Below are 15030 nucleotides of genomic sequence, written 5' to 3'. Positions count from 1 at the left end.
ACCGCGGACACACCGCGCTGAAAGGGCAACCACCCGCCAGCCGCGTCCCCAACCTCACGGGTCAGTACAACTAGGGCGCTACGACGACCTCCTGCGCCGCGGCCGTCGTGTCCGCCACCAACCGCGCGTCCACCGGCACGTTCCGCTTCACCAGCGCGAGCGCGACCGGGCCCAGCTCATGGTGGCGTACGGACGTCGTGATGAAACCGATCTTGCGGCCGTCGGGGCCCTCGTCGGCCACCCGGATCTCCGTACCGCGCGCGGGCAGATGGACCTCGCTGCCGTCGAGGTGGAGGAAGACCAAGCGGCGCGGGGGCTTGCCCAAGTTCTGGACGCGGGCGACCGTCTCCTGGCCGCGGTAGCAGCCCTTCTGCAGGTGCACCGCGGTGCCGATCCAGCCCAGTTCGTGCGGGATCGTGCGGTGGTCCGTCTCGAAGCCGAGGCGCGGGCGGTGCTGCTCGACGCGCAGCGCCTCGTGGGCGAGGATCCCGGCCGGCGGGCCGGCCTTCTCGGCGTACGACTCCAGGTCCGCGCGCGGGAGGAACAGATCACGGCCGTACGCCGTCTCGCGTACGACGACGCCCTCCGGCACCTCCGCGATCGAACCCGCGGGCAGGTGCACGACCGCGAACTCGGCCGTCCGGTCGGCGACTTCGACCCGGTAGAAGAACTTCATCGACTCCAGGTAGCCGAGCAGCGCCTCCTGGGTGCCGGGCTCGACATGGGCCCAGACCGTCGCACCGTCGTCGACCAGATACAGCGCGTGCTCGATGTGCCCGTGGGCGGAGAGGATCAGCGCCTCGGTGGCCTCGCCCGTGGGCAGCTCGCTGACGTGCTGGGTGAGCAGCAGATGCAGCCAGCTCAGCCGGTCGTCGCCGGAGACGGTGATGACTCCGCGGTGCGAGAGGTCGACGAAACCGGCGCCGTCGGCGAGGGCGCGCTGCTCGCGGAACAGATCGCCGTAGTGGGCGGCGACGCCTTCGTCCACGCCCTCGGCGGGCACGGCGCCGGGCAGGGTCAGCAGGGGGCTCTTCATGGGCACAAGCCTACGACTCGGTAGTTGAACTCTTGCCGTTCGCGCCCTTGAGCGCACAGTCCGTGCAGCGGCCGAAGATCGCGAAGTGCTTCATGTCCGTGTCGAAGCCGAAGTCACGGCGGAGCTTGGCGGTGAACTCGGCGGCCACCGACACATCCGCCTCGATCACGTTGGTGCAGTCCCGGCAGACCAGGTGGATGTGGTGATGGCGGTCCGCCAGGTGGTACGTCGGCGCACCGTGACCCAGGTGCGCGTGGCTGACCAGCCCGAGCTCCTCGAGGAGCTCCAGGGTCCGGTACACGGTGGAGATGTTGACCCCCGACGCCGTCTTGCGCACTTCCACGAGGATGTCGTCGGGGGTCGCGTGCTCAAGGGTGTCCACGGCTTCGAGCACGAGTTGCCGCTGCGGCGTCAGCCGGTAGCCACGCTGCCTGAGGTCGCTCTTCCAGTCGGTGCTCACCACACCGACGAGTCTAGGCCTACTTGAAGAAGGCGATGCCGTCGTCCGGCATGTCGTCGGGCAGGGCCTTGGCCCAGCGCTCGACCTCCTCCGGGGTGACGACCTTCTTCAGGTGGGCGGACATGTACGGCCGCAGCTCGACGTCCGGCGTCTGCTTCTCGCCGACCCACATCAGGTCGCTCTTGACGTAGCCGTACAGCCGCTTGCCGCCGCTGTACGGCCCCGAGGCCGCCGTCCGCGCCACCGCGTCCGTCACCAGGTCGATCTGCGGCTTCTTGTCGGCCATCTCGCCGTACCAGACCTCGACGACACCGTCGTCGCGGACCATCGTGACCTCGACCTTGCGGTCGGCGTCGATGCGCCAGAAGCCGTGCTCGGACTCCAGGGGACGGACCTTGTTCCCGTCGCTGTCCAGCACCCAGGTGTGGGACTGGTACTCCAGGAAGTCCCGGCCGTCATGGGTGAAGGTGACCTCCTGCCCGAAGTTGCACTTCTCGGAGCCGGGGAAGTCGTGCACGCCCGCGCCCGCCCAGTTGCCGAGCAGGAAGGCGAGCGGGACGAGGTCCTTGTGGAGGTCGGACGGGATCTCGATCATGAGGAGAGGTTTCCTGGAAGTGGTCGGTCAGCGCTGGCCCTGGTACAGCTTCTTCACGGCGAGCCCGGCGAAGGCGAGGACGCCGACGCAGACCAGAACGAGCAGGGCTTCGAAGAAGATCTCCACGGGGTGCTCCTCGATTGAGCGGAGGTTGTGCGGTACGTACACAGGGCCGGGCCCCAGCTTACGCGGCCGGGGACCGGCCCTCCCTGTGAGGTCAGCCGAGGAGCTGGGTCTGCAGCATCACCGTCTGCTGGAAGGGGACGGCGTGCGCGGTGCCCTTCCTGGACTGGACGATCATCGCCAGGACGTCACCGGCGGACACGTACGCCTGCCGGACCTGCTCGGCACCGGTCGGCGCGGCCTCGACGTAGGCCAGCCTCGTGGTGCCGTCGAGCTGGGGTGCCTCGGCGAAGTCCTCGTCGAGGGTGAAGGCCTCGACGCCGCGCACGGTGTGGTTCGGGGCGTTGTACGAGGCGAGGGCGCCGACCAGGTCGTCCACGACCGCCGCGGTGCCGAAGTGCAGCAGGTAGACGCGGGTGTGGGTGCCGTCCTCGGTGGTCCAGCCGCGGGCGGCGACATGGCGCAGCCCGCTGTCGACGAGCCGCTGCCGCAGCTCCTCGCGCTCCTCCTTGTCCGGGTACTGAGCGAGGAAGTCCCCGGTCTCCAGCCAGCCGTCCTCGCCGCGCAGCGCCGTGTCCTCCTCGGCGCCCTCGGGCGCGGGCAGCACCAGGGCGCGCAGGTCGGCGTGGTGGGTGCCGGCGGTGTTGGCCTCGGCGAGCGGCCCCGGGCTGCCGGAGGGCAGCGGCGGCTTCGTCAGCGTCGGGTACTCCCAGCGCCCGTCCGACTCGGTCGCCAGTCCCGGTACGTCCGTCCGCTCCATCTCCGTGATCCCGTACGCCGTGCCCGCCCCGACCGCCGCGAAGACGACGACGGCAGCCGTCCAGCGCAGGGCGGCGCGCAGGATGCGGCGGTCCTTCGGCGCCGGGGGCTCGGCCGGGGGCGGCGGTATGAGGGGCGGTGCCGCGGGCATGGCGGGAATCACGGGCGGCGGCTGCTCGGTCATGCCGGCCCCGTCGGTGATGTCGGTCATACCGCTTCTCCCGGCTCGGCGATGCGGTCGAGCTGGGTGCGCAGCAGCACCGCGACCTCCTTGGTGTCGAGGGGCTTCACGCCGTCCGCGGTGGCGGTGACCAGCACGTCTCCGACGTAGGCGGAGCAGAACATGGTGTCCAGCTCGGTGTCGGCGTCCTTGGGCGGCAGGAAGCACTTGGCGTTGTCGTGGCCCTTGATCTCGGGGCCCTTGCGGAGGACGTCCAGAGCCTCGAGGAACTCGCTCTGGAACGTCGCCATGTTCCGGACCGCCGCCCGGCTGCCCAACCGGCTCAGCACGATGGACAGGGCGACGGCCTCGTCGCTGTCACCGGCCGCGCCGAGATAGCTGCGCATGGCCATGCCCTCCACCCGCAGCTTGTCGAACTGCTTCTCCAGCTTCCGCCGCTGCGACCTGGGCAGATCGCTCAGCGACTCCCGCTGCAGCGCGGCGGCCTGGGCGCCGCTGAGCGACACGTCCGAGCCGAACTCGCCGAGGTCCGGCCCGCGGACCCAGCCGTCGGTGTCGTACGGCACGAGCATCCCGGCCAGCCCGGAGGCCTGCGCCGCCTTGGTGTCATCGGCCTTGCCGGCGGCCGGGAGCTTCCACACCGGGGCACCGGCGTCCCGATCGGCGTCCCGCACGGTCACGACGGTGTACCCGACACCCGCGACGAGGGCCCCCACGAGCAGCACGGCCCCGGCCACCGCGGCGATACGGCCCTTGCGGAGGGGCTTCTGGTTGTCGCTCACAGCCGCTCCATCTGCCGCTCGGCCAGGTCCATGACGGTCTTCTTCTTGAACGGCTTGGAACCGGTGAGCCAGATCTGCAGGGCGATGTCACCCCGCGAGGCATGCGCCTCCGCGCTGTACAGCGGCAGGTAGCCCGGTTCGGTGGTGGGCTCCTTGTGGACGTAGGCCATGCCGTCCCCCGTGCCGGGGATCGGCCAGCTCCTCACGTCGTCGGACTCCGCCCCGTACCGCTGGCTCGCGACCGCGTCGGCGGCGGCGACCGCCTCCTCCTGCCGGTACTGGACCAGCCGGATCTCCACGCTGTACGAGTTGCCGACGGACCAGCCGGTGACGGCCACGCGGCGGAACTCGGCGCCGACGAGGTCGCCGAAGGCCTGGTCCGGCTCCTCGTAGGTGTCGGCGTAGTCGGCCATGTCCATCCAGCCGTCCAGGCCCTCCAGCCATTCGGCGTTCTTCGCCCCGCGCGGCTTCTTCAGCAGCAGCTTGCGCAGGTCGCCCTCGGTCCGCACCCGGCGGTCCTGAGCGGCCGGCAGCGGCTCGGGCGCCTCGCCCTTGGCCTGCGCCAGCGTCGGCTGTGAGAGCGGGGGCAGCTTCGTGGGCTCGCGGTCGGCCTGTACGAGGTAACCGGCACAGGTCCCGGCGACCACCCCGAGCACGGCGGCCACGGCGATCAGCAGCGTCGTACGCCCGCGCCGCCGGGTGCTTGCCTGTCCGGCCCCTGCTGCCTCTCCTGCCTCTCTCGTTTCTTCCAGATCTCCGGGTACTTCCAAGACGTCCCCCCACAGAACGTGAAGAACGCACTCCGTATGCGTCGCGCACAGGAGACCCACGGGTGATGCCCGGAGTTGTAAGGGGGTTGATTACGATTCGGCCATGGCGAAGAAGCTGGTGATCAAGGTGACGGCGGGGGCCGATGCCCCCGAGCGCTGCTCACAGGCGTTCACGGTGGCGGCGGTCGCCGTGGCCAGCGGTGTCGAGGTCTCCGTATGGCTGACCGGCGAGTCCTCCTGGTTCGCGCTGCCGGGCCGGGCCGCCGAGTTCGAGCTGCCGCACGCGGCGCCGCTGCCGGACCTGATCGACTCGGTCCTGGCCGCCGGCCGTCTCACCCTGTGCACCCAGTGCGCGGCCCGCCGGGACATCACGGAGAAGGACGTCATCGAGGGCGTACGGATCGCGGGGGCGCAGGTGTTCGTGCAGGAGGCGCTCGCGGACGAGACGCAGGCGCTCGTCTACTGAGACTCGTCCGCCCAGAGGCAGAAGGGGTGCCCGGACGGGTCGAACAGCACCCGTATATCGTCCTGGGGCTGGTGGCCGGCGAGCCGCGCCCCTTCCCGCACGGCCCGCTCGGTCTCGCCCTCCAGGTCGTCGACCTCGACGTCCAGGTGCATCATCATCTGCTGGTCGCCGGGCTTGCGCGTGGGCCAGACGGGCGGGACGTACTCGGGTTCGGTCTCGAAGGCGAGGGACAGGCCCTCGGTGCCGGGTGGTGGGCCGATGAGCACCCAGTTCGGCTCCCCGGCGCGCACGCAGTACCCGAGCAGGCGCAGATAGAACCCGGCGAGCTCGTGCGCGTCACGCGCGTCCAACGTCACGGTCGACAGCTTCGCGGTCGGCATGCACGCCTTCTTACTGCCGCCGCTTCTTGCCGTCCAGTTCGTCCCACCACTCGTCGGACTGCGGGTCCCCGGACGGGTCGTCCCACCAGCGGTCCTCCGGCCCCCGCCGGTTGGCGACCATCGCGGCGAGCGGCGGGATGACCATGGCTACCAGGCACATGGCGACGGCCGCCGGAACCGACCAGAGGCGTACGACGCCCCAGGCCAGGACGAAGAGCGTGAGGCACGTCCCCATCATGGCGAAGTAGATGTGACGCCGACGTGCGTACATAGGTCCAGAGTAGGCCCGTACATGCCGACATGCCGAAGGGCCGCACCCCGGGAGTCCAACCCGTGGGGTGCGGCCCTTCAGGCTCTCGCGGCGGCCGTCAGACGGCGATCGCGACCTCCGCCAGGCCGCCCTTCTGGGCGACGACCGTGCGGTCGGCGGTGGCGCCGGGGACCAGGGCGCGCACGGTCCAGGTGCCCTCGGCCGCGTAGAAGCGGAACTGGCCCGTGGCGGAGGTGGGGACCTCCGCGGTGAACTCCCCGGTCGAGTCCAGCAGTCGGACGTAACCGACCACCGGCTCGCCGTCCTTGGTCACCTGGCCCTGGATCGTGGTCTCACCGGGCTTGATCGTCGAGGCGTCGGGGCCGCCGGCCTTCGCTCCACACATGTCTTTCTCCAGATTGGGGTCTGACCGGAAGGAAGGCCGGTCGGGTTTGCTTGCGAGGGTGGGTTACTTGTTGGCGCCGAGCTCGATCGGGACGCCGACGAGGCTGCCGTACTCGGTCCAGGAGCCGTCGTAGTTCTTGACGTTCTCGACACCGAGCAGCTCGTGCAGCACGAACCAGGTCAGCGCGGAGCGCTCACCGATACGGCAGTAGGCGATGGTGTCCTTCGCCAGGTCGACCTGCTCCTCGGCGTAGAGCTCCTTGAGCTCCTCGTCCGACTTGAAGGTGCCGTCGTCGTTGGCGTTCTTGGACCACGGGATGTTGCGGGCGGTCGGGACGTGGCCCGGGCGCTGCGACTGCTCCTGCGGCAGGTGGGCCGGGGCGAGCAGCTTGCCGCTGAACTCGTCGGGCGAGCGGACGTCGACCAGGTTCTGCGAGCCGATCGCGGCGACGACGTCGTCACGGAAGGCGCGGATGGACTTGTCCTGCGGCTTGGCCTTGTAGTCGGTCGCCGGGCGCTCGGGCACCTCTTCGACCAGCTCGCGCGCGTCCAGCTCCCACTTCTTGCGGCCGCCGTCGAGGAGCTTGACGTTCTCGTGGCCGTAGAGCTTGAAGTACCAGTAGGCGTAGGAGGCGAACCAGTTGTTGTTGCCGCCGTAGAGGATCACCAGGGTGTCGTTGGCGATGCCCTTCGCCGACAGGAGCTTCTCGAAGCCCTCCTGGTCGATGAAGTCGCGGCGGACCGGGTCCTGCAGGTCCTTGGTCCAGTCGATGCGGATCGCGTTCTTGATGTGGTTCTTCTCGTAGGCGGACGTGTCTTCGTCCACCTCCACGATCGCGATGTTGGGGTCGTCCAGGTTCTCCTGGACCCAGTCGGCGTCGACGAGGACGTCGCTGCGGCTCATGCTCTTCTCTCCTCCGGGGCAGTTGCGGCGGGGCGTGCGAGTGCGAGGGGTGCGGGCGCTCATGCCGAGACGGCGCACCTGTGCCCTGGTCAGGGCGGGGGGAAACGCGAAAGTCGGAGCTTCCGCTCAGAAGGGGCGACAGAGCATGGCGGCAACGCGGCAGAGGTCTACTGCCCGCCGCTTCGTGAGATCCGCCTGTCGCTTCATGACGTCGATCGTAGGGACGGACAGGCGGGCATGTCACCGGTGTGTCGCATAGTGAGACGAGATTGTCCGGGATGCGGGAAGGGGAGGGCTACAGGAGACCGCCGAGCACTGCCGGGTCTGCTGCGACACGGCTTCCGGGCGGATGTATCGGCGGTCACATCTAAGGTACGGACGACACTGTCTCGCCAATTGGACGTAACCGCTGTACTACCCGGCGAGGCGGACGTTCGAACCCTTCACCGTGATCTCGACGCCGTCCTTCGCCGCCCGGACCTGGTCGAGCTTGATGCCGCCGGGCAGGCCGTCGATCTTCTGCTCGAAGTCGGTGATCGCGCGGGCGCGGTTCTCGGCGATGTCGACCCCGCCGAAGTCGGGCAGGTCGTCGGCGTGCACCCGCACGGTGTCGCCCTGGACGGTCACCGTGCTGAGGACGGAGACCGGGTTGGGCAGCCTGGTGCCGAGGACGGTCGCCTCCACGGCGACCTTGATCTTGCCGTTGCCGCCGTCGGAGAGGCCGACGACGGCGGCGGTGACGCCGGGGGCGATCTGGGTGGGCTCGGACTTGGCGGTCTTCAGCAGCTCGGCGTAGGTGATGGACGCGGTGCCGGTGGCGGTGGCCGCGGTGGCGGAGCTGTAGTCGCCGGAGAACTCGACGCCCTTCATGTTCGCCGTGAGGTCGTCGATCCGGATCGTCTTGCCTTCGATGCCGGTGGCGGCCTCGTAGTCCTTGATGCCGACCTCGACGTCGTCCAGCGAGCCGCTCGCGACCTGGGTGAGGAACGGGAAGCCCTTGATGGACACGTCCGGGGCGGCGGCGAGGTTCTCACTCGCCTGCAGCTTCCCGGCGGCCTCGTCCTCGGCGAACCCGACGGCGACCCGGTCGGCCAGCACGAAGAGGCCCCCCAGGATCACGACGATGATGAGCAGTATCCGCAGGGCGCGCATGTTGTGGTGTTCCCCCCACCTGAGCGGTCAGCAACGACGGCGGTCATGGACGACCGGGTGGCCCTCCAGCGCGAGGGTAACCCCGGGGCGGGGGCGGACCGGGGGATTGTCGATCATCTGTGACAGGCCCGTCGACACCATCTGTGACGGGCCGGTCGACACCCTCCAGCCCGTCCGGCGTTTGAGGACAAGGCCCCTTAAGGGCCGGAGCGGAGTCTGGGGCGCCAGCCCCAGCGGGGTCGAAGGGGCGGAGCCCCTTCCACCTCACACCAGCGCCCGCCCCAGCACATAGACCACCGGCGCCGCCGCGGCCAGCGGCAGTGCCACGCCCGCCGTGAAGTGGACGAACCTCGACGGATAGTCGTAGCTCGCCACCCGGTGCCCGATCAGCGCACACACCGCCGCCCCCGCACCGAGCAGGGCCCCACTCGACCCGACCCCGGTGACCGCCCCGACCACGGCACCCGCACCCACACCCGCGAGCAACGCCACCACCACGGACGCCACCGTCGGCAACGGCAACGCCCGCACCACGACCGCGACGGCGACCGCCACCGCCCCGACGGTCACCGCATCCGCCTCCGCCGCGAGATACCCCGCCGCGACGATCGCCAGCGCCGCCGAGGCAACGGCCGCCATCAGGCCGTACATCCGCTCATCCGGATCGGCATGCGACCGGAGCTGAAGCACCAGCGCCAGCAGCACCCACACCCCCAGCGTGCCGAGGATCGCCGCCGGCGCGCGGTCGGCCACGAGCAGCGCCACGTCCGCCGTCACCGCCCCCGCGAACGCCAGCGCGATGCCCTGCCGGGCCGGCCACATGCCGTTCAGCCGGAACCAGCCCGCCGCCGTCACGGCCTGCAGGGCCACCAGCGGTACGAGCAGGGCGTACGACCCGATCGCCGCCGCCACCGCGAGCAGCAGCCCGAGCAGCGCCGTGAGCCCGGCCGGCTGCATTCCCGGCTCGATGATCGGGGAACGGCCCTCCAGCCGCGCCCGCTGGGCGTCCGTGATCCGGGAGTTCCCGGCGACGGTCGCGGGACCGTAGGCGGGCCCGTCACCCGACTGGTCCTCCACGTCGGACTCGGGCGCCCGCACGCGGGAGGGCTGGGCCTGGAACTGAGCGTGAGCGTGAGCCTGGGCATGCGCTGGAGCCTGCGCCTGGGCCTGCGGATGCTGCTGGGCCTGGCCGTTCCAGCCGTCAGCCTGGTACCCCGATGTTCCCTGGTACCCGGCGTACGCCCCACCCCCCTGCGGCGGCAGATACGCCGTCTCCTCCGCCGGAGCCGACGGCCGCTGCACCTGGGTCTCCCAGGTCTGCCCCTGCCACTGCTGCGCGGCCTGCGGATCGTCGTACGCCTGCTGCTGCGCGGGCCACCCCTGCGGCGCCTGCCGCTGGTAGGGGTCGTACCCCTCGTACCCTTCGTGCCCATACGGCTGGTTGGTCATCTCACCCTCCTGCGAACGGCGGGAGCACCTCGACCGTGCCGCCGTCGGCCAGCCGTACCGTCTCATGTTCGCGGGTGCCCACGGGGTCACCGTCGACGAGGAACGAGCATCGCCGCAGTACGCGCGTCAGTTCCCCGGGGTGTCGCGCACGCACCGCGTCGAGCGCCTCGGCGAGCGTGGCCGCGTCGTACGGCTCCTCGGCGATCCCGGCGGCGGCCTTCGCGGCGGCCCAGTAGCGCACCGTGACCTTTGCCATCTGGTTCCTCAATCGGTTGACGGCGGTGAGCATCGACCAGGCTAGCCCGCCCGGCCGGCCGCCCAGTCCCCGATCCTGGCCAGCAGCTCGTCGGCGGCCGCGTGCTCGGCGTGTCCCATGCCGGGCTCCAGCCAGAGTTCGCCGTGGTCACCGGCCGCGGCGGCCAGCATGCGGGGGTGGTCGAGGGGGAAGTAGCCGTCCAGCTCGCCGTGCACGATCAGCAGCGGGGTCGGCGCGATGTGCGCGGCCGCCTCGGCGGGGGACATCGGCACCGGGTCCCAGCCGCGGTGCTGGATCCGGGTACGGAACCCGTAGCGGCCCACCAGGCGCCCCTCGGGCCGGGTCACCAGCCAGTGCAGCCGGCGCATCCGGGGCGTGCCCCGGTAGTACCAGCGCGCGGGAGCGCTGACCGACACCACCGCGTCCGTGTGCGCCCCGTCGCGCCCGCGGCCCCCGACCTCCTCGCCGCCCACGCCCCGCGCGCCGTAGACCGCCGCGTGCCGCAACACCACCGAGCCGCCCATGGAGAAGCCGACGGTCGCCACGCGCGCGTGGCCGAGTTCGCGGGCCCAGCGCACCGCGGCGGCCAGATCGAGCACCTCACGGTCCCCGACCGTCGACCGTCCGCCCGACGCCCCGTGCCCGCGGAAGGAGAAGGTGACGACGGCGCCGTGCCGGGTGAGGGCGTCCGCCACGCGCCGCACATGCGGCTTGTCCACGTCGCCGGTGAAGCCGTGGGCGACCACGAACGCCAGGTCACCGGCGGATGGACGGGAGGCGTCGTATACGACCGCACCCGGGTCGTATACGGAATCGATCGCCACCCCGTCGTCGGTGGTCAGAATCGTCCGCAAAGGTGTACGTCTGGTCGTCTCAGAGTTCGGACGAACCGTCGATCGTGCCACATGACCTGCCGTACCAGCGCCCATGTCGGCTATTCTGCTGGACAGAGGACTCGGGCAGCGTAGCCCCCGGGTCCTTTTGTGCTTTCGGAAGCGTTGTATACGAAGCGGGAAACTCCAGGTGACCGCGGGTGTACGGGCCCCGGGATCGCAGAGCAGATGACGTACCGCCCACGTCCTCGCAGGGACCGAGGAGGAACCAGACGTATGAGTTCGCTGCTGCTCCTGACCAATGCCCTCCAGCCGTCGACGGAGGTGCTCCCGGCTCTCGGCCTGCTGCTGCACAACGTGCGCGTGGCTCCGGCGGAGGGACCGGCCCTCGTCGACACCCCGGGCGCCGATGTCATCCTCATCGACGGCCGGCGCGATCTGCCCCAGGTGCGCAGCCTGTGTCAGCTTCTGCGGTCGACCGGACCCGGCTGCCCGCTCGTCCTCGTCGTGACCGAGGGCGGCCTCGCCGCCGTCACCGCCGACTGGGGCATCGACGACGTGCTGCTGGACACCGCGGGCCCGGCCGAGGTCGAGGCGCGACTGCGGCTCGCCATGGGCCGCCAGCAGATCGTCAACGACGACTCCCCCATGGAGATCCGCAACGGCGACCTGTCGGTCGACGAGGCGACCTACTCCGCCAAGCTCAAGGGGCGGGTCCTCGACCTCACCTTCAAGGAGTTCGAGCTCCTCAAGTACCTCGCGCAGCACCCGGGCCGCGTCTTCACGCGCGCGCAGTTGTTGCAGGAGGTCTGGGGCTACGACTACTTCGGCGGCACCCGAACGGTCGACGTGCACGTACGGCGGCTGCGTGCGAAGTTGGGACCCGAGCACGAGTCGCTGATCGGGACCGTCCGGAACGTCGGTTATCGATTCGTTACGCCGGAGAAGGCGGACCGGTCCGCCGACGAGGCGAAGGCCAAGTCCGGCCAGGCAAAGCCGGAGGATACGGACGAGGTGACCGCCCCGGAGGGCGCCGAGGTCCGGGCCGAGGCATAGAAGACGCGCAGAAAGGCACGGCGGGCGCCCGCGCGGGGCGCCGCCGCCGTTGCTTTCGCACAGCGAAGCGACAGCCGGAGCACAGGGAAGCTCCTTCACGCCCTGCCCAGAGTGGGTCCATCCGCGTAGACTCCGCGCGTGGCCAAGGTGACTCGCGATGACGTCGCGCGACTGGCAGGGACATCCACTGCAGTCGTCAGTTACGTCATCAACAACGGACCCCGGCCGGTCGCCCCGGCCACGCGCGAGCGTGTTCTCGCCGCGATCAAGGAACTGGGCTACCGCCCCGACCGGGTCGCCCAGGCGATGGCGTCCCGGCGCACGGATCTCATAGGCCTGATCGTCCCGGACGCGCGCCAGCCCTTCTTCGGGGAGATGGCGCACGCGGTCGAGTGGGCCGCCGCCGAGCGCGGCAAGATGGTTCTCGTCGGCAACTCCGACTACGTCGGCGAGCGCGAGGTCCACTATCTGCGGGCGTTCCTCGGGATGCGCGTCTCGGGGCTCATCCTCGTCTCGCACGCGCTGAACGACCTGGCCGCCGCCGAGATCGAGGCCTGGGACGCCCGGGTGGTGCTGCTGCACGAGCGGCCGGAGGCCATAGACGACGTCGCCGTCGTGACGGACGACCTGGGGGGCGCCCAGCTCGTCGTACGCCACCTCCTGGAGCACGGCTACGAGTACGTCGCCTGTGTGGGCGGCATCGCGGAGACCCCGACGGTCGGCGACCCGGTCTCCGACCACGTCGAGGGCTGGCGGCGCGCGATGGCCGAGGCCGGGATCCCGACCGAGGGGCGGCTGTTCGAGGCGCCGTACAACCGCTACGACGCGTACCACGTCGCGCTCGACATCCTCTCCGGCCCGAACCGGCCGCCCGCGATCTTCTGCTCCACCGACGACCAGGCCATCGGCGTGCTGCGGGCGGCCCGCGAACTGCGGATCGATGTGCCGACGGAGCTGGCCGTCGCCGGGTTCGACGACATCAAGGAGGCGGCGCTGGCGGATCCGCCGCTGACGACGATCGCCTCCGACCGCTCGGCCATGGCCCGGGCCGCGGTGGACCTGGTGCTCGACGACGGGCTGCGGGTCGCCGGGTCGCGGCGGGAGCGGTTGAAGGTGTTTCCGTCGCGGCTGGTGGCGCGGCGGTCGTGCGGGTGCGCGTAGGCGTGGTCGCGTAGCTTCCTGGCGCTCGGTCAGTGGTGGTGGCCGTGTCGGCCGAGGGTCTGCACGGGCGTCGCGCCGGGGCGGGTCCACTGGGGTACCGGGCGGCTGGTCGGGCCCCAGGTCGCGTTGCCGTCCGCGTCCGTGCGCCAGGACCAGCAGGGGCTGCCGCCCTTGGGCCGGCCCTCGGGGTTGTCCTCCCAGGCCTCGCCGCGGCCGTGGGGCGTCATGTCGAGCAGGCCGAGGGATCCGTTGACCCGCTCGTTGCCGCGGCCCGTCGTGGCGTAGGTGAGGAAGACGCGGTCGCCGTCGCGCAGGTAGCAGGTGAGGTAGCCCATGTCGCCGCCGGCCGGGCCGTCCACGCCGCGCACCGAGTACCAGGGCTGGGTGTAGCCCATGAACTCGACGTAGGCGGCCACCTCCTCCCAGCGGCCCGTGGTCAGGACGGCGAAGGACACTCCGCGGGCGTTGAGGTAGACGGCGTCCTTCAGGTGCCAGGCGGTGGTGGTGCAGCCCTCGCACTGTCCCTGGTGCGGCGCGCCGTCGTACCACATGTGCTTGTAGACCACGAGCTCGTCGCGGCCCTGGAACAGGTCGAGGAACGGCACCGGGCCGTCGGGTCCGACGACCTCGACCGTCCCGTCGAACTCCACCATCGGCAGCCGGCGGCGGGCCGCGGCGATGGCGTCGCCCTCGCGGGTGTGCGCCTTCTCGCGGACCAGCAGCTCGTCGCGGGCGGCCTGCCAGGTGGCGAGGTCGACGACGGGCGGGCGGCCGGGCGGCGGGGTGGTCGTCATGGGGTCCTCCGTGCTGTCCGGTGTGGCTGTCTCAGAGGAGACTCGCGACGCTGCCGGAACTCATCGGCACTCATCGGCGGGCCGCTTCATGAAGCCTTTCTGAGAAGGCCGGGCGTGCCGCCAGAACCGTCCTTACATCGGGCATACGACCTTCTGCCGGGCTTCTCAGTCAGCACTCAGGAAGCTCTCATGGACGGACGACAAGCTCATTTCCATGACCGAGAGCTTCCGCCGCAGCGGCGATCACCAGGACCCGTACCAGGGCGCCCAGCAGCACGCTTCCTCGCCCGTCAACCCCGAGTGGCCGCCCCCGCCGGCGCACGAGCCCATCGCGCAGCCGCGCAGGGCCAAGCGGCCCCGAGGCCCCGTCGCGCTCCTCGCCGCGGTGGCGATCGTCGCCGCGGCGGTCGGCGGCGGCACGGCGTACGGCATCCAGGAGCTGACCGGCGACGACACCGTCGCCGCGACCAGCTCCACCAGCACCAACGTCGTCCCCTCCAGCCAGAAGGGCACGGTCTCCGGGGTCGCCAAGGCGGTCAGCCCGAGCATCGTCGAGATCAACGCCCAGTCCAACGCCGGTTCCTCCACCGGCTCCGGCGTGATCATCACCAGCGACGGCGAGATCATCACCAACAACCACGTCGTCTCCGGCGCCTCCCAGGTCAAGGTCACGACCAGCGACGGCAAGACGTACACCGCCGACGTCGTCGGCACCGACAGCGGCAAGGACCTCGCGCTGATCAAGCTCCAGAACGCCTCTGGGCTGACGGCGGCCACCCTCGGCGACTCCGACGGCGTGCAGGTCGGCGACGAGGTCGTGGCGATCGGCTCCCCCGAGGGCCTGACCGGCACGGTCACCAGCGGCATCGTGTCCGCGCTCGACCGTGACGTCACCGTCTCGACGGACGAGGGCCGGCAGCAACAGCAGCCGGGGGGCGGATGGCCGTTCGAGTTCGGCGGTCAGCAGTTCAACGGCGACACCGGGTCGTCCACGACGACGTACAAGGCGATCCAGACCGACGCCTCCCTGAACCCCGGCAACTCCGGCGGCGCGCTGATCGACATGAACGGCAACATCATCGGCATCAACTCGGCGATGTACTCGGCCGCCGGCTCGAGCTCGTCCGACGCTGGCAGCGTGGGCCTCGGCTTCGCGATCCCGATCAACACCGTCAAGTCCGACCTGGCGAAGCTGCGGTCGGGCGAGCAGAACTGAAG

20 protein-coding genes are annotated in these 15030 nt (G+C 70.7%); 4 read left to right on the top strand and 16 right to left on the bottom strand.

What is annotated here, in order from left to right; translation table 11 throughout:
- Positions 1-70 precede the first annotated feature (70 nt).
- From ACP4J3_RS44370 to ACP4J3_RS44345, 6 genes are all read right to left on the bottom strand, one after another.
- Positions 71-1036, bottom strand: a complete 966-nt coding sequence (locus ACP4J3_RS44370; RefSeq protein ID WP_426542828.1) for a YgfZ/GcvT domain-containing protein — start codon at positions 1034-1036, stop codon at positions 71-73.
- Positions 1037-1046: 10 nt separating this feature from the next.
- The gene (locus tag ACP4J3_RS44365) at positions 1047-1499 is read right to left on the bottom strand and encodes a Fur family transcriptional regulator (RefSeq protein WP_426542826.1); all 453 of its coding nucleotides are present in this window, start codon (positions 1497-1499) and stop codon (positions 1047-1049) included.
- 16 nt (positions 1500-1515) lie between these two features.
- Entirely contained in the window at positions 1516-2091 is a 576-nt protein-coding gene (locus ACP4J3_RS44360; protein ID WP_426542824.1) for an FABP family protein, read from the bottom strand.
- Positions 2092-2308: 217 nt separating this feature from the next.
- Positions 2309-3184 carry a hypothetical protein gene (locus tag ACP4J3_RS44355; protein ID WP_426542822.1) on the bottom strand — a complete coding sequence of 292 codons (876 nt, stop codon included), beginning with the start codon at positions 3182-3184 and terminating at the stop codon, positions 2309-2311.
- On the bottom strand, positions 3181-3936 hold the full coding sequence (locus ACP4J3_RS44350) for a hypothetical protein (protein ID WP_426542820.1): 756 nt from the start codon (positions 3934-3936) through the stop codon (positions 3181-3183). Before ACP4J3_RS44350 ends, ACP4J3_RS44355 begins: the two co-directional genes overlap by 4 nt.
- Positions 3933-4601 carry a hypothetical protein gene (locus ACP4J3_RS44345; RefSeq protein WP_426542818.1) on the bottom strand — a complete coding sequence of 223 codons (669 nt, stop codon included), beginning with the start codon at positions 4599-4601 and terminating at the stop codon, positions 3933-3935. Before ACP4J3_RS44345 ends, ACP4J3_RS44350 begins: the two co-directional genes overlap by 4 nt.
- A gap of 208 nt (positions 4602-4809) precedes the next feature.
- On the opposite strand from ACP4J3_RS44345, the gene ACP4J3_RS44340 reads away from it, so the two are divergent.
- Complete coding sequence (locus ACP4J3_RS44340; protein WP_426542816.1) at positions 4810-5172, top strand: DsrE family protein; 363 nt, start codon at positions 4810-4812, stop codon at positions 5170-5172.
- Here ACP4J3_RS44340 and ACP4J3_RS44335 read toward each other — a convergent pair.
- From ACP4J3_RS44335 to ACP4J3_RS44295, 9 genes are all read right to left on the bottom strand, one after another.
- On the bottom strand, positions 5166-5552 hold the full coding sequence (locus tag ACP4J3_RS44335; protein ID WP_426542814.1) for a VOC family protein: 387 nt from the start codon (positions 5550-5552) through the stop codon (positions 5166-5168). The genes ACP4J3_RS44340 and ACP4J3_RS44335 overlap by 7 nt on opposite strands.
- Before the next feature lie 10 nt (positions 5553-5562).
- Entirely contained in the window at positions 5563-5823 is a 261-nt protein-coding gene (locus ACP4J3_RS44330) for a DUF3099 domain-containing protein (protein WP_426542812.1), read from the bottom strand.
- A 97-nt stretch (positions 5824-5920) separates the two neighbouring features.
- Positions 5921-6208 carry a DUF1416 domain-containing protein gene (locus ACP4J3_RS44325; RefSeq protein WP_031121416.1) on the bottom strand — a complete coding sequence of 96 codons (288 nt, stop codon included), beginning with the start codon at positions 6206-6208 and terminating at the stop codon, positions 5921-5923.
- A 63-nt stretch (positions 6209-6271) separates the two neighbouring features.
- On the bottom strand, positions 6272-7111 hold the full coding sequence (locus ACP4J3_RS44320; RefSeq protein WP_426542810.1) for a sulfurtransferase: 840 nt from the start codon (positions 7109-7111) through the stop codon (positions 6272-6274).
- A gap of 126 nt (positions 7112-7237) precedes the next feature.
- Positions 7238-7318, bottom strand: a complete 81-nt coding sequence (locus tag ACP4J3_RS44315) for an Ms5788A family Cys-rich leader peptide (protein ID WP_350751515.1) — start codon at positions 7316-7318, stop codon at positions 7238-7240.
- A 207-nt stretch (positions 7319-7525) separates the two neighbouring features.
- A complete protein-coding gene (locus ACP4J3_RS44310) occupies positions 7526-8263 on the bottom strand; it encodes a DUF2993 domain-containing protein (RefSeq protein WP_426542808.1) in 738 nt (245 codons plus the stop codon).
- 264 nt (positions 8264-8527) lie between these two features.
- Positions 8528-9712: a hypothetical protein gene (locus tag ACP4J3_RS44305; RefSeq protein ID WP_426542806.1), complete on the bottom strand. Its 1185-nt coding sequence runs from the start codon at positions 9710-9712 to the stop codon at positions 8528-8530.
- Position 9713: 1 nt separating this feature from the next.
- Complete coding sequence (locus ACP4J3_RS44300) at positions 9714-9968, bottom strand: MoaD/ThiS family protein (protein WP_426542804.1); 255 nt, start codon at positions 9966-9968, stop codon at positions 9714-9716.
- A 41-nt stretch (positions 9969-10009) separates the two neighbouring features.
- Positions 10010-10897, bottom strand: coding sequence for an alpha/beta hydrolase (locus tag ACP4J3_RS44295; RefSeq protein WP_426542802.1), 888 nt, complete (start codon positions 10895-10897; stop codon positions 10010-10012).
- A 180-nt stretch (positions 10898-11077) separates the two neighbouring features.
- Here ACP4J3_RS44295 and ACP4J3_RS44290 point away from each other — a divergent pair, with 180 nt between their 5' ends.
- The gene (locus tag ACP4J3_RS44290) at positions 11078-11857 is read left to right on the top strand and encodes a winged helix-turn-helix transcriptional regulator (protein WP_426542800.1); all 780 of its coding nucleotides are present in this window, start codon (positions 11078-11080) and stop codon (positions 11855-11857) included.
- Positions 11858-11995: 138 nt separating this feature from the next.
- Positions 11996-13018 carry a LacI family DNA-binding transcriptional regulator gene (locus tag ACP4J3_RS44285; protein ID WP_426542798.1) on the top strand — a complete coding sequence of 341 codons (1023 nt, stop codon included), beginning with the start codon at positions 11996-11998 and terminating at the stop codon, positions 13016-13018.
- Between the two features lie 29 nt (positions 13019-13047).
- On the opposite strand, the gene ACP4J3_RS44280 is transcribed toward ACP4J3_RS44285, so the two are convergent.
- Entirely contained in the window at positions 13048-13812 is a 765-nt protein-coding gene (locus ACP4J3_RS44280) for a DUF899 family protein (RefSeq protein WP_426542796.1), read from the bottom strand.
- Between the two features lie 214 nt (positions 13813-14026).
- Between ACP4J3_RS44280 and ACP4J3_RS44275 the strand changes: the two genes are divergently transcribed.
- Positions 14027-15028, top strand: coding sequence for a S1C family serine protease (locus tag ACP4J3_RS44275; protein WP_426542794.1), 1002 nt, complete (start codon positions 14027-14029; stop codon positions 15026-15028).
- The last annotated feature ends 2 nt before the right edge of the window (positions 15029-15030 follow it).

Source organism: Streptomyces sp. UG1, from assembly GCF_049974585.1.
Taxonomy (GTDB): domain Bacteria; phylum Actinomycetota; class Actinomycetes; order Streptomycetales; family Streptomycetaceae; genus Streptomyces.
This window is presented reverse-complemented; position numbering and strand designations above follow the sequence as displayed.

Excerpts from the sequence above, each read along its gene's own strand:
- ACP4J3_RS44370 (WP_426542828.1), bottom strand. The coding sequence starts at position 1,036 with ATGAAGAGCCCCCTGCTGACCCTGCCCGGCGCCGTGCCCGCCGAGGGC.
- ACP4J3_RS44315 (WP_350751515.1), bottom strand. The coding sequence starts at position 7,318 with ATGAAGCGACAGGCGGATCTCACGAAGCGGCGGGCAGTAGACCTCTGC.
- ACP4J3_RS44335 (WP_426542814.1), bottom strand. The coding sequence starts at position 5,552 with ATGCCGACCGCGAAGCTGTCGACCGTGACGTTGGACGCGCGTGACGCG.
- ACP4J3_RS44275 (WP_426542794.1), top strand. The coding sequence starts at position 14,027 with ATGACCGAGAGCTTCCGCCGCAGCGGCGATCACCAGGACCCGTACCAG.
- ACP4J3_RS44325 (WP_031121416.1), bottom strand. The coding sequence starts at position 6,208 with ATGTGTGGAGCGAAGGCCGGCGGCCCCGACGCCTCGACGATCAAGCCC.
- ACP4J3_RS44300 (WP_426542804.1), bottom strand. The coding sequence starts at position 9,968 with ATGGCAAAGGTCACGGTGCGCTACTGGGCCGCCGCGAAGGCCGCCGCC.
- ACP4J3_RS44330 (WP_426542812.1), bottom strand. The coding sequence starts at position 5,823 with ATGTACGCACGTCGGCGTCACATCTACTTCGCCATGATGGGGACGTGC.
- ACP4J3_RS44280 (WP_426542796.1), bottom strand. The coding sequence starts at position 13,812 with ATGACGACCACCCCGCCGCCCGGCCGCCCGCCCGTCGTCGACCTCGCC.
- ACP4J3_RS44290 (WP_426542800.1), top strand. The coding sequence starts at position 11,078 with ATGAGTTCGCTGCTGCTCCTGACCAATGCCCTCCAGCCGTCGACGGAG.
- ACP4J3_RS44305 (WP_426542806.1), bottom strand. The coding sequence starts at position 9,712 with ATGACCAACCAGCCGTATGGGCACGAAGGGTACGAGGGGTACGACCCC.
- ACP4J3_RS44310 (WP_426542808.1), bottom strand. The coding sequence starts at position 8,263 with ATGCGCGCCCTGCGGATACTGCTCATCATCGTCGTGATCCTGGGGGGC.
- ACP4J3_RS44340 (WP_426542816.1), top strand. The coding sequence starts at position 4,810 with ATGGCGAAGAAGCTGGTGATCAAGGTGACGGCGGGGGCCGATGCCCCC.
- ACP4J3_RS44360 (WP_426542824.1), bottom strand. The coding sequence starts at position 2,091 with ATGATCGAGATCCCGTCCGACCTCCACAAGGACCTCGTCCCGCTCGCC.
- ACP4J3_RS44295 (WP_426542802.1), bottom strand. The coding sequence starts at position 10,897 with ATGGGCGCTGGTACGGCAGGTCATGTGGCACGATCGACGGTTCGTCCG.
- ACP4J3_RS44355 (WP_426542822.1), bottom strand. The coding sequence starts at position 3,184 with ATGACCGACATCACCGACGGGGCCGGCATGACCGAGCAGCCGCCGCCC.
- ACP4J3_RS44320 (WP_426542810.1), bottom strand. The coding sequence starts at position 7,111 with ATGAGCCGCAGCGACGTCCTCGTCGACGCCGACTGGGTCCAGGAGAAC.